Below are 15265 nucleotides of genomic sequence, written 5' to 3'. Positions count from 1 at the left end.
GGGACGAGGTCACCCCAGCGCGGCGCGCAGCCCCGCGACCTCCTCGGCGTGGCCGGCCGCGTCGCCCGGCGTCTCGAGGATGATCGGGCAGTCGGCCGCCCGGGCGACCTCGACCAGCAGCTCGGTCGGGATCTCCCCGCCGGCCAGCGGTGCGTGCCGGTCCCGGCTGGAGCCGGACGGATCGCGGCTGTTGTTCAGGTGCACCAGGTCGATCCGGCCGGTGATCGCCCGGACGTCGTCCACCACGGTCGCGAGGTCCCAGCCGGCCGCCCAGGCGTGGCAGGTGTCGAGCACGAAGCCGGCCCCGAACTCGCCGACGGCCTCCCACAGCCGGGCGAGGGCGTCGAGGTCGCGGGCCATGGCGTTGCCCCCGCCGGCGGTGTTCTCGATGAGCAGGGGGACGGCGAAGCCGCCGTCCTCGGCCTGCCGGGCGAAGGTCTTGCGCCAGTTGTCGACGCCGGTCGCCGGATCGTCCTTGGCCAGGACGTGCCCGCCGTGGACCACCAGGCCGACCGCGCCGACGGCGGCCGCGGCCCGGGCGTGCCTGTCCAGCAGCTTGCGGCTGGGGATGCGGATGCGGTTGTTGGTGGTGGCCACGTTGAGCACGTAGGGCGCGTGGACGACGACCATGACGTCGGAGGCGAGCAGCGCCTCGGCGTCCGGCCGCGGCTTCGGGGCGGTCCAACCCTGGGGATCGGCGAGGAACACCTGCACCCCGTCGGTGCCCATCTCGGCGGCGCGGGCCAGCGGCCCACCGGCGTCGAGTTCGTTGTCCTCGGTCAGGCCGGGTCCGACGTGTACGCCGATCGGGTGAGCTGCCACCCCGCCGACCCTAGTTCGGGAGTTTTCCGAGGTTTAGCCGTATCGCCCAGGTCACATTCTCGTTCTTGCAGCGTGACGGGGGTTACTCCCCGGTAGGAACGGGCGATGTGGAGGCAGACAGGCTGATGGCAACCGGTCGGATCCGACGTACCGCCCGCCGAGGGCTCGCCGGGTTGCTCCTGGGCTGGCTGGCCGCCGTCGGGGGGTCGGTGCTCCTGGCGCCCGGCGCCAGCGCCGCGCCGAGCGAGACCGTGGCCATCCGTGACCTCACCCCGCCGGTCGTCTCGGTCGACGCGGGTGGCTCGGTCACCTTCGTCAACCAGATCCAGGACAAGACCGTGCAGGTGGGCGTCGGCCCCCTGGGCCTGGTGAACGTGACGGTGCAGACCGACGTCTCGCTGCGGCTGCCGTCGGGCGCCCGGGCGCTGCAGCCCGGTCAGCGTGTCACCGAGCGGTTCGACTCGAGCTGCGTCACCTGCGCGATCACCTACACCTACCGGGCGCTGAGCGGGCCGGGGCTGACCGATGCACTGCTCGGCCAGGCGATCGCCACGCTGCCCGGGCTGCCGGTGGGCGTGCCCTTCGTCGTCAACACGGTCCTCCCGCTCCCGAACCTGCCGAGCGTCAACCTGCCCTCGCCCCCGCCGATCACCGTCCCGCTGCCGGTTCCGTCGGTCGCCCCCCCGGTCGCGTCGCCCACACCCGGGCCGGAGGCGCCCGCCCCCGGGGCGCCCGCACCGGCACCGCAGGCCCCGGCACCCACCGTCGGGGGGACGCCCTACAGCTACGACACCGGCGGGACCGCGGTGGCGATGTCGCCGGTGGATGAGGCGGTCGCGGCTGCCTTCGACCCGGCCCGGGCCGGCGTCGCGAACCGCCCGGGACTCACCGCGGGCGGCGCGGCGGGCGGGTCCGGCGGGGTCCCCGGCACCTACGACGGTGCGTCGGTGCCGGTTTTCGGCCAGCTCGCGGGGCTGAACGGCACCATGATCGAGGAGGAGAGCAGCGACACGGACGTGGCTGCCGCCCCGGGTGGTGCCGGCCAGGCCCTGCCGCTGCCGGCCCTGGTCGCCGTGGTGGCGCTGGCGGGCACGACCGCGGCGCTGGTGCGCACCCACCTGGCCCGCCGCTGACCCTCCCCGTGGGCGGCGCCGTCCTCGGGCGACGCTCCCGCTGGTAGCCTGTCGGGTGCGCGTCCACCGTCGGCTCCCGGCGGGCCGGGCGCGCGACGCGTGTACGACCCTCCTGCTGCAGATGCCCTGCAGCCGTGAAGACCAGAGGAGGTGGGGTTCTCCGTGCGTCACTACGAACTGATGGTCATTCTCGACCCCGACCTGGAGGAGCGGACCATCGCTCCCTCGCTCGAGCGGTTCCTGACCGTCGTCACCAACTCGGGTGGCACCGTCAAGACCGACATCTGGGGCCGGCGTCGGATGGCCTACGAGATCAACAAGCAGGTCGAGGGCATCTACGCCGTCATCGACATCCAGGCCGAGCCGGCGGCGGTCGCCGAGCTCGACCGGCAGCTGAACCTCAACGAGTCGGTCCTGCGCACGAAGCTGATGCGGCCCGAGGTCCACTGACCATGGCTGGCGAGACCGTCATCACCGTCATCGGCAACCTGACGTCGGACCCGGAGCTGCGCTTCACGCCGTCCGGTGCCGCGGTCGCCAACTTCACGGTCGCCTCGACGCCGCGGACCTTCGACCGCCAGTCGCAGGAGTGGAAGGACGGCGAGGCGCTCTTCCTGCGCTGCAACGTGTGGCGGCAGGCGGCCGAGAACGTCGCCGAGTCGCTGACCCGCGGATCGCGGGTGATCGTCTCGGGCCGGCTCAAGCAGCGGTCGTTCGAGACCAAGGAAGGCGAGAAGCGCACCGTCGTCGAGCTCGAGGTCGACGAGATCGGCCCCTCGCTGCGCTACGCCACCGCGAAGGTCACCAAGGCCTCCCGCGGTGAGGGTGGCGGCGGCTTCGGCGGCGGTGGCGGTGGCGGCTTCGGTGGCGGTGGTGGGGCGAGCGACCCGTGGTCGACCCCGGCACCGCCGTCGGACGAGCCGCCCTTCTGAAAGTCGAAGGACCCCGTCCTCCCCACCCTTCGCAAGCTCAGGGCGGGCCCTTGGACGGGGCCGGCCCCTCTTACTGAACTCTGGAGAACCCAGTGGCCAAGCCCCCTGTTCGGAAGCCCAAGAAGAAGGTCTGCCAGTTCCACAAGGACAAGGTGACCTACATCGACTACAAGGACGTCACCCTGCTGCGCAAGTTCATCTCCGACCGCGGCAAGATCCGCGCTCGCCGGGTGACCGGTAACTGCAGCCAGCACCAGCGGGACGTCGCCACCGCGATCAAGAACGCTCGCGAGATGGCCCTGCTCCCCTACACCTCGACGGCGCGCTGATCATGAGCACTCAGAAGCTGATCCTGACCCAGGAGGTCTCCGGTCTCGGCTCTGCCGGCGACACGGTGGAGGTCAAGGGCGGCTACGCCCGCAACTACCTCCTGCCGCGTGGCCTGGCGATCGCCGCCACCCGCGGGGCCGAGAAGCAGATCGAGTCCCTGCGCCGGGCGCGTTCCGCCCGCGAGGTGCGCTCGCTCGAGGAGGCCCAGGCCGTGGCCGGGCGTCTGGCGGGCCTGACCGTCCGGGTGCCGGCCCGTTCCGGTGAGGGCGGTCGCCTGTTCGGCCGCGTCACCACCGCCGACGTCACCTCGGCCGTGGCCGCCGCCGGCGGGCCGGAGCTGGACCGTCGCCGCGTCGAGCTGCCCAGCAGCATCAAGACCACGGGGCAGCACACCGTCACCGTGCGGGTGCACCCCGAGGTGGTCACCCAGCTGGCCATCGAGGTCGTCCCCGGCTGAGAAAGGACCCCCTCCTCCCCACCCCTCGCACGCTCGGGGCGGTGCCCTGGAGGGGGCCACCCTCCTCGAGCCCTTCGCACGTTCGGGGTACGCCAGGAGGGGGCCACAGCACCGCCCGAGGGGCGTCGGACTCCGGTCCGGCGCCCCTCGCGGCGTTCCGGGGCCGGTGGTGACGGGGCCGCCTGCCAGCATGGCTGTCTTCGGTCCCCCGGCGTGACCCGCGAGCGACCCCGACGAGGGCCGACCGGGCTGCGGCACCCTGCGGGTGGCTGTGGACGACGGCCGCCGGGTGTGACCGCTGGGGCTGGTGGTCACCTTGGGCGACACGCCGGTGACGGCACACCGGGATTTCTCCGAACTTTCTCCTGTCCACACCCGGTGCGTTGAGTCTGTGCAGGTCAGCACGCCGATCGGCTGGCAGGGCGGACGGCTTCCCCCGCTGTCTCCACATGTCGACATGCCTGTGTCCACCGACTTGTCCACAAGTTGTGCAGAACCGGGTGCACATCGGTGTTGGACTGGTCCGTCCGGTCTTCCTAACGTCCTCCTCGGCTGACCGCTGCGCCGGAACTGTCGGCGTCCCGCGGTAGCAACGACCCGAACAGATGTTCGAGTCAGGTGCAGCGTTTCTGGTGCTTCCCCCACCAGACCCCGGTCGCTCCGGCCGGGGTCTGTTCGCGGGTGCGCCGGTGAGTGGATGGAGGACCAACGTGGCGGTGGCCGACGAGTTCAGCCGGCCGGTCCCGACGGCGCCGGAGTACGACCGGCAGCCGCCGCAGGACGTCGCTGCGGAGCAGTCGGTGCTCGGCGGCATGCTGCTGAGCAAGGACGCGATCGCCGACGTCGTCGAGGTGCTCCAGGGCCCGGACTTCTACCGGCCGGCGCACCAGGTGATCTTCGACTGCATCCTCGACCTGTACGGGCGGGGCGAGCCGGCCGACGCGATCACCGTCGCCGCGGAGCTCAATCGCACCGATCAGCTGTCGAGGATGGGCGGCGCGGTCTACCTGCACACGCTCATCCAGTCGACGCCCACCGCGGCCAACGCGGGCTACTACGCCGCGATCGTGGCCGAGCAGGCCGTGCTGCGGCGGCTGGTCGAGGCCGGCACCCGGGTGGTCCAGCTCGGCTACGGCGCGGCCGGCGGCAAGGGCGACGTCGACGACATCGTCGACCGCGCCCAGCAGGAGATCTACGACGTCACCGAGAAGCGGATGAGCGAGGACTACTCGCGCCTCGAGGACATCCTGCAGCCGACGATGGACGAGTTGGACGCCATCGCCTCCCGGGGTGGCACCGCTCGCGGTGTGCCCACCGGCATCCGTGACCTCGACGAGCTCACCAACGGCCTGCAGGCCGGCCAGATGGTGGTCATCGCGGCGCGTCCCGGTGTGGGGAAATCGACGCTGGGACTGGACATCGCGCGGTCGGCGTCGGTCAAGCACCACCTGCCGGCGGCGATCTTCTCGCTCGAGATGAGCAAGCATGAGATCACCATGCGTCTGCTGTCGGCCGAGGCGAAGGTGCCGCTGCACCACATGCGCGCGGGCACGCTCTCGGACGAGGACTGGTCGAAACTCGCCCGCCGGATGGGTGAGATCGCCGATGCACCGCTCTACATCGACGACTCGCCGAACATGACGATGATGGAGATCCGGGCCAAGGCTCGGCGGCTCAAGCAGCGCAACGACCTCAAGCTCGTGGTCATCGACTACCTGCAGCTGATGACGTCGGGCAAGCGCGTGGAGAGCCGCCAGCAGGAGGTCTCCGAGTTCTCGCGTGCGCTCAAGCTCCTGGCCAAGGAACTGGAAGTTCCTGTCATCGCGATGAGCCAGCTGAATCGCGGCTCAGAACAGCGCCAGGACAAGAAGCCCATGCTTTCCGACCTCCGCGAATCGGGTTCGATCGAACAGGATGCGGATATGGTCATGATGATTCATCGAGAAGACATGTACGAAAAGGAATCGCCGCGGGCCGGTGAGGCAGACATCATGCTGGTGAAGCACCGTAACGGTCCCACCGCGAACGTCACCGTCGCCTTCCAGGGCCACTACAGCCGCTTCGTGGACATGGCGAACTGACGCACGACCCCCTGCACCACCGGATCCGAGGGGCCCGGGACGATCGTCCCGGGCCCCTCTGATTCACCGCTCCGCCGCCCGATCGGAGATGGTCGCGCGGGGCCGGCCGATCCACGGTGTCGTCGTGGTGAGCCGGACGAATCCCAGCCGTTCCAGGACCGGCCGGCTCGCGTCCGTGGCATCGACGTGCACGTAGCGGACGCCCCGGGCCCGGGCCAGCGCCAGGCGGTGGGCCACGACGGTGCGGAACACACCTCGGCCACGCCACCCCGGCAGCGTCCCGCCGCCCCACAGGCTCGCGAAGTCGGTGCCGGGGCGGAACTCCACCCGGCCGGCGCAGACGGGCTCGGAGCCGGCCCAGGCCACCACGGCCTCGACCGGCCGCGGTGTGAGCTCCAGCGCCCGCAGGAGCGTTGCCCGGGTGTCCGGGTGCACCGAGCCGAACACCGCCCGGTGGACCTCCAGCACGGTGGCGACCCCGGCCTCGTCGTCCACCGGCACCACCCGGACGCCGTCGGGCGTGACGGGCTCCAGGTCGACCTCGCGCAGATCGGCGACCAGCAGCGTCTCGGCCGGCTCCGGGAGCAGTCCCGCGCGACGCAGCCGCTGCGGCAGGTCGGCCGGGCGGTCGTGGCCGTGGAGCTTCCACTCCCACTCGATGCCGGCGAAGCGGGCGGCCTGGCCGGCGATCACGGCGTCGGCGGTGTCCTCGTCGAGGTCGCTCCACAGCACCGCACCCCAGGTGCCGTCACTCCCCACCTCGCGAGTGATGCCGTCCTGCCGCTCCACCACCGACGTCGGCCCTGGTGACACGTCCCGGCGCAACTGGACGTCGTAGGCGGCCAGGACGGCGACGACGTCCATCCGGCTCAGCCGCGCAGGTCGAGCTGGTGGAAGGGGCGCGTGGCGAGCCCAGGAGCGGGTGTTCCACGTGGATCACGTGACGGATCGTGGCGGGAGCATCCTGCCTCGGTCGGCGCCATCGCCTGGTCCTACCACCCCGACCGGTGCGGTTCCAGCGAGCGGAACAGCTACGTGTGCGTGGGACGGCCGGGCGGCAGGGTCGAGGCCAGCCAACCCGAGGAACCCGCCATGACTGCTGCGACCACGCCGCCGGACACCGCGCGGACGCGGCACGCGGCTGTCGTCGAGGCAGCCCGTTGGCGACTGCCGCCGTCCACGACCACGACCGGAGCCCCCCGTGACCCTTCCGTTCGACGCTGACGTCGCGATCATCGGCTACGGCCCCAGCGGAGTCACCGCGGCCAACGCTCTGGGGGCGAGGGGTGTCCCGACGATCGTCTTCGAGGCGGAGAAGGACATCTATCCGCGTGCCCGAGCCGTCACCGTCAACGAGTGGACGATGCGGGTCTTCCAGGCCGTGGGTCTTCACGAGGCCCTGCGCAAGGACATGACCCCGTACAACTCGCTGCGGTGGGTGAACTACGCCGGGCAGGAGATCTACTCGATCAACTTCCCGCCCTCGACGCTGGGGGACGGCGCGAGCTCGTACATGCTGTACCAGCCCGTGATGGAGGAGACGCTGCGTCGGGGGGCCGAGCGGTTCCCCGACGTCGTCTCCGTCCGGTTCGGCTGCGAGGTAGTGGGGGTGGCTCAGGACACGGAGGGCGTGACGATCACCGCGCGGGATCGCTCGACCGGGGAGACGACCACGACGCGGGCGCGCTACGCGCTGGGCTGCGACGGGGGTGGCAGCGCCACGCGCAAGGCGATCGGCGCCACGCTGCAGGGCGACACGGAAGACGTGACCTGGGTGGTGATCGACGCGCGGGTCAAGCGGTGGTGGCCCGACCGCAACAAGCTGACGTTCTGGTCGGACAAGGTGCGGCCCGTCGTCGACATCCCGCTGGCCCAGGGCAACCACCGCTGGGAGATCCCGCTCGGCCGGGACGAATCGGTGGAGAACTTCGCGACCGCCGAGCAGATCTGGCCCCTGCTGGAGGCGATGGGCATCACGCAGGACGACGTGCAGATCCACCAGCACGCCTTCTACAAGCACCACGTCCGCATGGCGGACCGCTGGCGCGTGGGACGGGTGTTCCTCGTGGGGGACGCCGCGCACCTCATGCCGCCCTGGGCCGGGAACGGGATGCAGTCAGGGATCAGGGATGCCTACGACATCTCCTGGAAGCTGGCCGCCGTGCTGGCGGGAAGGGCCCCCGACTCGTTCCTGGACAGCTACCAGATGGAGCGCGGGCCGAACGTCGCCATGTTCACCGAGATGTCCGTCGGGCTGGGCAAGATCATCAAGCAGGAGCTCTCCGAGGAGGAGATGGCGGCGGTCATGGCGCCGCCGCCCGAGGGCGAGGAACCGCCGCCCCCGCCGCTCGTGCTGCCGCCGTTCCTGGTGGCGGGCTGGTTCCGGGGTCCGCTCGACGAAGCCAGCGCCGTGGGCAAGATGGTCCCGCAGCCGCTGGTCGCCACTCCCCGGGGTCGGATCGGCCTGCTCGACGACGTGATCGGCGACTGCTTCGCTCTCCTGGGCGATGACGTCGATCCGGCCTCCCTCCTCAGTCCGGTCGAGAAGGCGGAGTGGGATGCCCTGGGAACGCGCTACCTGATCGTCCGGCCGCCGACCAAGGGGACGACGGGGCCCGAGGAGATCGTGGACATCGACGGGGTCGTCGGCGGATGGCTGCGGGCGCACGGGGCCCGCGTCGTGGCGCTGCGGCCGGACCGGTTCGTGGCGGCCGCCGACGTGTCCGGGCTCGCGGTGCCGACCATGGACCACGGCAGCAGCGGGCGATGACGCGGGTCGGGACGCTCGTGCGATGCCCGGGAACCTGCTGACCGGGTAGGGGAACTGCGCCAGGGTGGGGGCATGAGCGCCGACCTCTCCGCCGCTGCCGCCTTCATGACCACCCACGCCCGGTTGTTCGACCGCCGCCGCTTCGACCTGCTGTTCGGGGACGGCGACCGGGGCGAGGCCGCGGCCGCCGCCCTGTCCGCCGTCGAGGGTTACCGCAACCCCGACGGCGGCTACGGCTGGGGCCTGGAGCCCGACCTGCGCTCGCGCACCAGCCAGCCCGGCGGAGCGCTGCACGCCTTCGAGGTCTTCGCCGACGTCGCGCCGGTGACGACCGAGCGCGCCCGGGAGCTCTGCGACTGGCTGGATTCCGTCACGCTGCCCGACGGCGGCCTGCCGTTCGCGCTCCCGGTGCCCGACCCCGCCGGCTGCGCGCCGTTCTGGGCCACGGCCGACCCCACCACGTCCTCGCTGCAGATCACCGCGGTCGTCGTCGCCGTCGCGCACCGCGTGGCCGCACACGATCCTGCCGTCGCCGGCCACCCGTGGCTGGCCCGGGCCACCGGCTTCTGCCTGACCGCCGTGCGCGACCTCGGCCCGCAGCCGCACGCGCTGGAGCTCGCCTTCGCGGTGCGGTTCCTCGACACCGCGCACGCGACCCACCCCGAGGCGCGGGAGCTCCTCGCCCGGCTCCGGGTGCACATCCCGGCCGACGGCCTGGTGCACGTCGCCGGAGGCGCGGACGAGGAGTTCATGCGCCCGCTGGACTTCGCGCCCTCCCCGGACCGCCCCGCGCGCGATCTCTTCCGGCCCGAGGTGATGCAGCAGGAGCTGCAGCGGCTCGCGAGCCAGCAGCAGGCCGACGGTGGCTGGCCGGTGGACTTCGCCAGCTACTCCCCCGCCGCGGCCCTGGAGTGGCGTGGCCACCGCACCGTCGAGGCCCTCACCGTCCTGCGCGACAACGGCCGGCTGCGACGGGGACAGCAGAACGTTGCACCGGACGTGACCCGTTCTGCCCACGCTCGTTGAGCGATCGGGAGGGGACAGCCGACCGCCGGGAACCCGCGGTGCCGTCCACTCCCAGCACACCCTGGTGAGGTCGCCGACCCCCTCGGGTGAGGACGGCCGGGTCGGGGTGGGTGAGTGCTGACCCCACCCCGACCCGGCATGCTCACGCGGCGAGCAGCCGCTGCAGGCGGCGGCGCACCTTCGGGCCGCCGGTCGTCATCTTGTAGAGCGTGACCAGCTGGGACGGCAGGTTCCTCGGTGTCGTCCGCTCCAGCCAGCCGTTGGGCAGCGACAGTCGGATGATCTTGTGCCAGGCGGACGCGACCTGCTTCGGCAACGGTGCCGAGTGGTAGTTGAGCCCGTACCGGTCGAACAGATCGCGGATCCTGGGTGCGATCTCGGCGTACCGGTTGCTCGGCAGGTCGGGGAACAGGTGGTGCTCGATCTGGTGCGACAGGTTGCCGGTCAGGATGTGCATCGCCTTCGAGCCGGAGATGTTGGCCGAGCCGAGCATCTGCCGCAGGTACCACTCGCCGCGGGTCTCGCCGTCGATCGACTTCTTCTCGAAGGTCTCCACGCCCTCCGGGAAGTGGCCGCACAGGATCACCGAGTTCGACCACAGGTTGCGCACGATGTTGGCGGTGAAGTTCGCCGCCAGGGTGGAGACGAAGTTCGGCCCCGACAGCAGCGGGTGCGCGACGTAGTCCTTGGCCACCTGCTTGCCGATCTTGCGCAGCACCGCCTTGGCGCGTGCCCGGAACTCCGGGTCCTTGGTCTGCTTCTTGGCGATCACCGCGCCCAGCTCCAGGTCGTAGGCGGCGATGCCGTATTCGAAGAAGCAGGCGTTGATGAAGCTCCACACCGGCTGACCCAGGTGGAACGGGTGCCACGGCTGGTCCTCGTCGACGCGCATGATGCCGTAGCCGAGGTCGTTGTCCTTGCCGATCACGTTCGTGTAGGTGTGGTGCAGCTCGTTGTGCGAGTGCTTCCACTGCGCGGCCGGGCTGGCCATGTCCCACTCCCACGTCGTGGAGTGGATCTTCGGGTCCCGCATCCAGTCCCACTGGCCGTGCAGGATGTTGTGCCCGATCTCCATGTTCTCGAGGATCTTGGCGACCGAGAGGCCGATCGTGCCGACGATCCAGGCCGGCGGGAAACCCGAGGCCAGCAGGACGGCCCGGCTGCCCAGCTCCAGCTTCCGGTGGACGTCGATGACCTTGCGGATGTAGCGCGCGTCGGCCTCGCCGCGGCCGTCGATGACCCCCTGGCGGATCTCGTCGAGCTCCTTGCCGATGAGCTCGATGTCGTCGGCGCTCAGGTGGGCGATGGGGTTGACGGGCTTCTTCTGCAGCGCGGTCATGCGGGCTCCTCTTTGGTGCTCGGTGGTTCAGTAGTCGATGTCGCAGGCGCCGGCAGCGGCGCTGATGCAGGTCTGGACGAGGACGCCGTCCCCCGGGGCGGCGGTGGTGAGCTCGCCGTTGCGCAGGTCGCGGACGGCGCCCTCCCGCAGCGGCAGCACGCAGCCGAAGCAGATCCCCATCCGGCAGCCGCTCGGCATGAGGACGCCGGCCTCCTCGGCGGCGTCGAGGATCGGCGTCGAGCCGTCGGCCTCCAGCGTGGTGCCGGACCTCGCGAAGGTGACGGTGCCGCCCTCGCCGGGCACCAGCACCGTCGGGCGGAACCGCTCGGTGTGCAGCCGGTCGGCCAGGCCGGCCGCCGCCCAGTGCTCCTCCAGCGCCTCGAGCAGCCCGACCGGGCCGCACGCCCAGGTGGCCCGCTCGGCCAGGTCGGGGACGAGGTCGGCGATCGCCGCGGCGTCGAGGAGGCCGGCGGTGTCGGTGTGCTGCTCGACCAGCCGGAGGCGGCCGGCGGCGGCCAGGGCGCGCAGCTCGGCGCCGAAGACCACGTCATCGGCGGCGGGCGCCGAGTGCACGAGGACGACGTCGGAGAGGTCGGTGCGGTTGCGCAGGATGCCCATCACCGGGGTGATGCCGGAGCCGGCGGTCACGAACAGCACCTTGGCCGGGGCCGGGGTCGGCAGCACGAACTCGCCGGTGGCCTGGTCAAGGTGTACGAGGGTGCCCGGCTGCGTGCGGTGCACCAGGTGGTTGCTGACCCGGCCACCCGGGATCGCCTTGACGGTGATGCTGATGCAGCTGTCGGTGCGGGGCAGGTCCGAGGTCAGCGAGTAGGCCCGCCACTGGCGGACACCGTCCACCTCGACGCCGATCCGCACCCACTGGCCGGGCAGGTGGGGGCGCCAGTCGGCCCCGGGCCGGATGACCAGGGTGGCGGCGTCGCGGGTCTCGCGGTGCACCGCCTCGATCCGGCCGCGGAGGTCGGCCCCGGCGCGCAGGGGGTGGATCAGGTCGAGGTAGTCGGCGGGCAGCAGCGGCGTCGTCACCAGCTCGGCGAGCCGCAGCGCCCGGTCGCGCAGGGCGGTCAGCGCCGGCCGGGCCGGGGAAGGGCGCGGGACGGTCGAGGTCACGTCTCCGATCGTTCCCAGCCTGGAGCGCAATTACCTGTGCACCCGACGTGAATAGACCGGTAGTTTTTGTTCGGCTGGAACAAGTGAGGGGGGATGGTGCCGGAGCTCACCACGTTCGCGCCGGGGGTGGTGGCCGCAATGCGGGCCGAGCTGCCGGCGGTCGCCGAGCAGACCGTCGCCGCGATCGTCGTCGAGGTGCCCGGCTACACCGAGGCGTTCCGGGGCGACATGGGGCGGGCCATCGAGAACGCCGTCCAGCTGGCGCTCGGCGGCTTCCTCGAGCTCGCGACGGCGACCAGCGTCGCCGACCCCAGCCGCCCGATCGGGCCGGCGCTGGAGGGGGCGTACGCGCTCGGCCGGGGTGAGGCCCGCAGCGGGCGGTCGATGGACGCGCTGCTCGCCGCCTACCGGGTGGGTGCCCGGGTCGCCTGGCGGCACATGAGCGCCACCGCGGTCGCCGCGGGCATGCCGGTGGACTCCCTGGCTCGCTTCGCCGAGCTGGTCTTCGCCTACATCGACCAGCTCTCGGCCTCCAGCGTGGCCGGGCACGCCGATCAGCTCGCCACCAGCGGGCGGTTCCGCCGGCGGCACCTGGAGCGGCTGGCCGAGCTGCTGCTCACCGGGAGCCCGGCCTACGACCTGGTGGCCGCGGCCGAGCGCGCCGACTGGACCCCGCCGCGCACGCTGACGGCGGTGCTGCTGCCCGAGGTCCGGGCGCGGGGAGCGCTCGGCCAGCTCGACGCGCGCACCCTGCAGTCCGGCGAGGACCTACCGGGCGCGGAGCCGGCGGCCGAGCGCGCCGTCCTCCTGGTGCCCGACGCGGAGGGGTTCGCCCGGGCGACGCTGCTGCGCGCGCTGCAGGGCCGGGAGGCCGTCGTCGGCCCCCCGCGGCCGTGGCAGGAGGCGCGCGCGTCCTACTCGCGGGCGCTGCGCGCCCTGCAGCTGGGCCTGCGGCCGGACGGCGACGCCCCGGTGGACACCGAGCAGCGCCTGGCCGACCTCGTCCTCCGGGCGGACGGCGAGGCGCTGGCCGACCTGCGCGCGCAGGTGCTCGCCCCACTGGACGGGCTGGGGGCCGGCCCGCGGGAGAAGCTCGTCGAGACGCTGCGCTCGTGGCTGCTGCTGCACGGCCGCCGGGAGCGGATCGCGGCGGAGCTGTTCGTGCACCCGCAGACGGTGCGGTACCGGATGGGCCAGCTGCGCGAGTTGTTCGGCAGCCGGCTCGACGACCCGCAGTGCGTGCTGGAGCTCACCCTCGCGCTGGCCGCCAGGGAGCCCTGACCCGGCGCGGAGCCGTTCCTACGATCACCGCATGCGGAGCTTCCTGGTGGCGCACGGGTGGGAGAACCGGCGTCCGGCCGGCCAGGGGCAGCACTGGTGCACCGAACCGGCGGTGCGGATCACCGGCCGGGGCGCATGAGCGCCCTCGGCGCCGGCCTGCTGGCCGAGGCCTGGGCGCTGCTGACCGCCGCCCCGGCACCGGCCGTGGAGGTCACCGGCGCGACCGGTCTCGACGGCCCGCTCCCGGTGCCCGACCTGGCCGTGGGGGCGGTCGCCGCCCAGCTGCTGGCCGCCCGTCGGCCGGTCACGGACGCCGCCGTCGCGGTGGACGCCGCGCACGTCGGGCTGGCCTTCCGCAGCGAGCGACACGCGCAGGTGGCCGGCCGGCCGGCCGGGCCGGGCTTCGCCCCGCTGTCCCGGTTCTGGCGGACCGCCGACGGCTGGCTGCGGCTGCACGGGAACTACCCGCACCACCGGGCCGCGGCGCTGCGGGTGCTCGGAGAGGACGTCGAGGCGGCCGCTGCCCGGTGGGCCGCGGAGGAGCTGGAGTCCGCCGTCGTCGCGGCCGGGGGCGCGGCCGCCGCGGTCCGGACGCCGTCGGCGTGGGCGAACTCCCCGCAGGGCCGGGCCGTCGCGGAACTGCCGCTGATCGGGCTGCGCCGGGTGGCCGACGGCGCACCGCGGGCGGTCGGGCTCACCGGGCTGCGCGTGCTGGACCTCACCCGGGTGATCGCGGGTCCGGTCGCGACGCGCACGCTGGCCTCGTACGGCGCCGACGTGCTCCGGATCGACAGCCCGCGGCTGCCCGAGGACCCGGCGGCGCTGGTGGACACCGGCCCCGGGAAGCGGCACGTGGCGCTGGACCTGGCCGCGCCGGCCGACCGGCGGACCGTCGAGGAGCTCCTCGCGGCCGCGGACGCCGTCGTGCAGGGGTACCGGCCCGGCGCGCTGGCCGCCTACGGGCTGGACCCCGCCGCGCTCGCCGAGCGGCACCCGCACCTGGTCGTGGTGAGTCTGTCGGCGTGGGGCGGCGAGGGCCCGTGGCGGAACCGGCGGGGGTTCGACTCGCTGGTCCAGGCCGCGACCGGGATCGCCGCGGTGTGCGGGACGGCCGACGCTCCGGGCGTGCTGCCGGCCCAGGCCCTCGACCACGCGACCGGCCACCTCGCCGCCGCCACGGTGCTCGGTGCCCTGGCCCGGCAGCGGGCGGAGGGCGGCGGCTGGCACGGGGAGCTCTCCCTCGCGCGGACCGCGCACTGGCTGCTCTCTGCGCCCCGGCGACCCGCGGAGGACGGCGAGCCGGTCGACCCGGCGCGCTACCTGGTGACGCTGCCCTCGGCGACCGGGACGGTCACGCTCGTCGCACCGCCGGGGTCACCGCCCTGGCGCGCGGCGGCCGAGTTCGTCGGGGGAACCCGGCCGGCCTGGCGGCCCCGGACCTGATCGTTCCCGAACTGCCAGCTCCTCCACAGCCGTTTGCCAGCTCTTTCCGGGAGCATGTCCTGCGCGGGGGCTCGTCGGGATCGAACGGGCACAGGAGGTCCTCATGCCGGGCGACGTGCAGCAGCGCACGCGGGGACGGGCGCGGTCGACCGCGCTCGTGGGGGCAGGGGTGCTCGCCGGCGCCGTGATCGCCGGAACCCTGGTGGTCAACGCCGCCACGGACGACTTCCGCGACCGGTCCCCGGTCACCCAGGGCGACGCCCGCGACCACCGGGACGGCGGGCGCGCCCACGAGCAGCCGCTCACCGGGGCGACCGCCGAGCGGGTGACCGACGCCGCGCTGGCCGAGTACCCCGGCGCGACGGTCCGGCGGGTGGAGAGCGACTCCGACGGCGCCTACGAGGCGCACCTGGTGACGCGCGGCGGCGAGCGGGTGACCGTGGAGGTCGGCGAGAACTTCACGGTCACCGGCATCGAGCCGCAGCACCGCTGATCCGGCCCGGTGCCGGCGGACCCGCAGCAG

At 73.0% G+C, this 15265-nt stretch carries 15 protein-coding genes; 11 read left to right on the top strand and 4 right to left on the bottom strand.

The features are described from left to right. Positions 1-9 precede the first annotated feature (9 nt). On the bottom strand, positions 10-822 hold the full coding sequence (locus tag BMZ50_RS19160) for a deoxyribonuclease IV (RefSeq protein ID WP_091328253.1): 813 nt from the start codon (positions 820-822) through the stop codon (positions 10-12). A gap of 125 nt (positions 823-947) precedes the next feature. Between BMZ50_RS19160 and BMZ50_RS19155 the strand changes: the two genes are divergently transcribed. From BMZ50_RS19155 to dnaB, 6 genes are all read left to right on the top strand, one after another. Then, on the top strand, positions 948-1955 hold the full coding sequence (locus BMZ50_RS19155; RefSeq protein ID WP_143087225.1) for a hypothetical protein: 1008 nt from the start codon (positions 948-950) through the stop codon (positions 1953-1955). Between the two features lie 162 nt (positions 1956-2117). After that, entirely contained in the window at positions 2118-2405 is a 288-nt protein-coding gene (gene rpsF / locus BMZ50_RS19150) for a 30S ribosomal protein S6 (protein ID WP_091328246.1), read from the top strand. Positions 2406-2407: 2 nt separating this feature from the next. Further along, a complete protein-coding gene (locus tag BMZ50_RS19145; protein ID WP_091328242.1) occupies positions 2408-2887 on the top strand; it encodes a single-stranded DNA-binding protein in 480 nt (159 codons plus the stop codon). A gap of 92 nt (positions 2888-2979) precedes the next feature. Further along, positions 2980-3216, top strand: coding sequence for a 30S ribosomal protein S18 (gene rpsR, locus BMZ50_RS19140; RefSeq protein WP_091328237.1), 237 nt, complete (start codon positions 2980-2982; stop codon positions 3214-3216). A gap of 2 nt (positions 3217-3218) precedes the next feature. After that, positions 3219-3674 carry a 50S ribosomal protein L9 gene (rplI, locus tag BMZ50_RS19135; RefSeq protein ID WP_091328234.1) on the top strand — a complete coding sequence of 152 codons (456 nt, stop codon included), beginning with the start codon at positions 3219-3221 and terminating at the stop codon, positions 3672-3674. A 710-nt stretch (positions 3675-4384) separates the two neighbouring features. Continuing rightward, positions 4385-5755 carry a replicative DNA helicase gene (dnaB, locus tag BMZ50_RS19130; RefSeq protein ID WP_218146347.1) on the top strand — a complete coding sequence of 457 codons (1371 nt, stop codon included), beginning with the start codon at positions 4385-4387 and terminating at the stop codon, positions 5753-5755. 63 nt (positions 5756-5818) lie between these two features. On the opposite strand, the gene BMZ50_RS19125 is transcribed toward dnaB, so the two are convergent. After that, positions 5819-6619, bottom strand: coding sequence for a GNAT family N-acetyltransferase (locus tag BMZ50_RS19125; RefSeq protein ID WP_091328227.1), 801 nt, complete (start codon positions 6617-6619; stop codon positions 5819-5821). 337 nt (positions 6620-6956) lie between these two features. Here BMZ50_RS19125 and BMZ50_RS19120 point away from each other — a divergent pair, with 337 nt between their 5' ends. Together BMZ50_RS19120 and BMZ50_RS19115 are read left to right on the top strand one after the other, a co-directional pair. Continuing rightward, complete coding sequence (locus BMZ50_RS19120) at positions 6957-8525, top strand: bifunctional 3-(3-hydroxy-phenyl)propionate/3-hydroxycinnamic acid hydroxylase (protein WP_091328223.1); 1569 nt, start codon at positions 6957-6959, stop codon at positions 8523-8525. Positions 8526-8597: 72 nt separating this feature from the next. Further along, positions 8598-9551 carry a hypothetical protein gene (locus tag BMZ50_RS19115; RefSeq protein ID WP_091328220.1) on the top strand — a complete coding sequence of 318 codons (954 nt, stop codon included), beginning with the start codon at positions 8598-8600 and terminating at the stop codon, positions 9549-9551. A 142-nt stretch (positions 9552-9693) separates the two neighbouring features. Here the strand turns inward: BMZ50_RS19115 and BMZ50_RS19110 are convergent, their stop codons facing one another. Both BMZ50_RS19110 and BMZ50_RS19105 read right to left on the bottom strand, forming a co-directional pair. After that, positions 9694-10890 (bottom strand): fatty acid desaturase family protein, encoded by a 1197-nt coding sequence (locus BMZ50_RS19110; protein ID WP_091328216.1) that lies wholly within the window; start codon positions 10888-10890, stop codon positions 9694-9696. Positions 10891-10917: 27 nt separating this feature from the next. Further along, positions 10918-12018, bottom strand: a complete 1101-nt coding sequence (locus tag BMZ50_RS19105) for a ferredoxin reductase (RefSeq protein WP_091328212.1) — start codon at positions 12016-12018, stop codon at positions 10918-10920. Positions 12019-12111: 93 nt separating this feature from the next. Here BMZ50_RS19105 and BMZ50_RS19100 point away from each other — a divergent pair, with 93 nt between their 5' ends. The 3 genes from BMZ50_RS19100 (at position 12112) to BMZ50_RS19090 (ending at position 15235) form a co-directional block, all read left to right on the top strand. Continuing rightward, positions 12112-13299: a PucR family transcriptional regulator gene (locus BMZ50_RS19100; RefSeq protein WP_091328209.1), complete on the top strand. Its 1188-nt coding sequence runs from the start codon at positions 12112-12114 to the stop codon at positions 13297-13299. A gap of 135 nt (positions 13300-13434) precedes the next feature. Next, a complete protein-coding gene (locus tag BMZ50_RS19095) occupies positions 13435-14742 on the top strand; it encodes a CoA transferase (RefSeq protein ID WP_091328207.1) in 1308 nt (435 codons plus the stop codon). A gap of 103 nt (positions 14743-14845) precedes the next feature. Continuing rightward, positions 14846-15235: a hypothetical protein gene (locus tag BMZ50_RS19090; RefSeq protein WP_091328204.1), complete on the top strand. Its 390-nt coding sequence runs from the start codon at positions 14846-14848 to the stop codon at positions 15233-15235. Positions 15236-15265: the final 30 nt, after the last annotated feature.

It is taken from the genome of Geodermatophilus ruber, assembly GCF_900114385.1.
GTDB lineage: Bacteria > Actinomycetota > Actinomycetes > Mycobacteriales > Geodermatophilaceae > Geodermatophilus > Geodermatophilus ruber.
The sequence above is the reverse complement of the archived record's forward strand: the minus strand, read 5'-3'. Positions and strand labels throughout refer to the sequence as shown.

Excerpts from the sequence above, each read along its gene's own strand:
- rplI (WP_091328234.1), top strand. The coding sequence starts at position 3,219 with ATGAGCACTCAGAAGCTGATCCTGACCCAGGAGGTCTCCGGTCTCGGC.
- BMZ50_RS19100 (WP_091328209.1), top strand. The coding sequence starts at position 12,112 with ATGGTGCCGGAGCTCACCACGTTCGCGCCGGGGGTGGTGGCCGCAATG.
- BMZ50_RS19115 (WP_091328220.1), top strand. The coding sequence starts at position 8,598 with ATGAGCGCCGACCTCTCCGCCGCTGCCGCCTTCATGACCACCCACGCC.
- BMZ50_RS19095 (WP_091328207.1), top strand. The coding sequence starts at position 13,435 with ATGAGCGCCCTCGGCGCCGGCCTGCTGGCCGAGGCCTGGGCGCTGCTG.
- BMZ50_RS19090 (WP_091328204.1), top strand. The coding sequence starts at position 14,846 with ATGCCGGGCGACGTGCAGCAGCGCACGCGGGGACGGGCGCGGTCGACC.
- BMZ50_RS19125 (WP_091328227.1), bottom strand. The coding sequence starts at position 6,619 with ATGGACGTCGTCGCCGTCCTGGCCGCCTACGACGTCCAGTTGCGCCGG.
- BMZ50_RS19110 (WP_091328216.1), bottom strand. The coding sequence starts at position 10,890 with ATGACCGCGCTGCAGAAGAAGCCCGTCAACCCCATCGCCCACCTGAGC.
- BMZ50_RS19155 (WP_143087225.1), top strand. The coding sequence starts at position 948 with ATGGCAACCGGTCGGATCCGACGTACCGCCCGCCGAGGGCTCGCCGGG.
- BMZ50_RS19145 (WP_091328242.1), top strand. The coding sequence starts at position 2,408 with ATGGCTGGCGAGACCGTCATCACCGTCATCGGCAACCTGACGTCGGAC.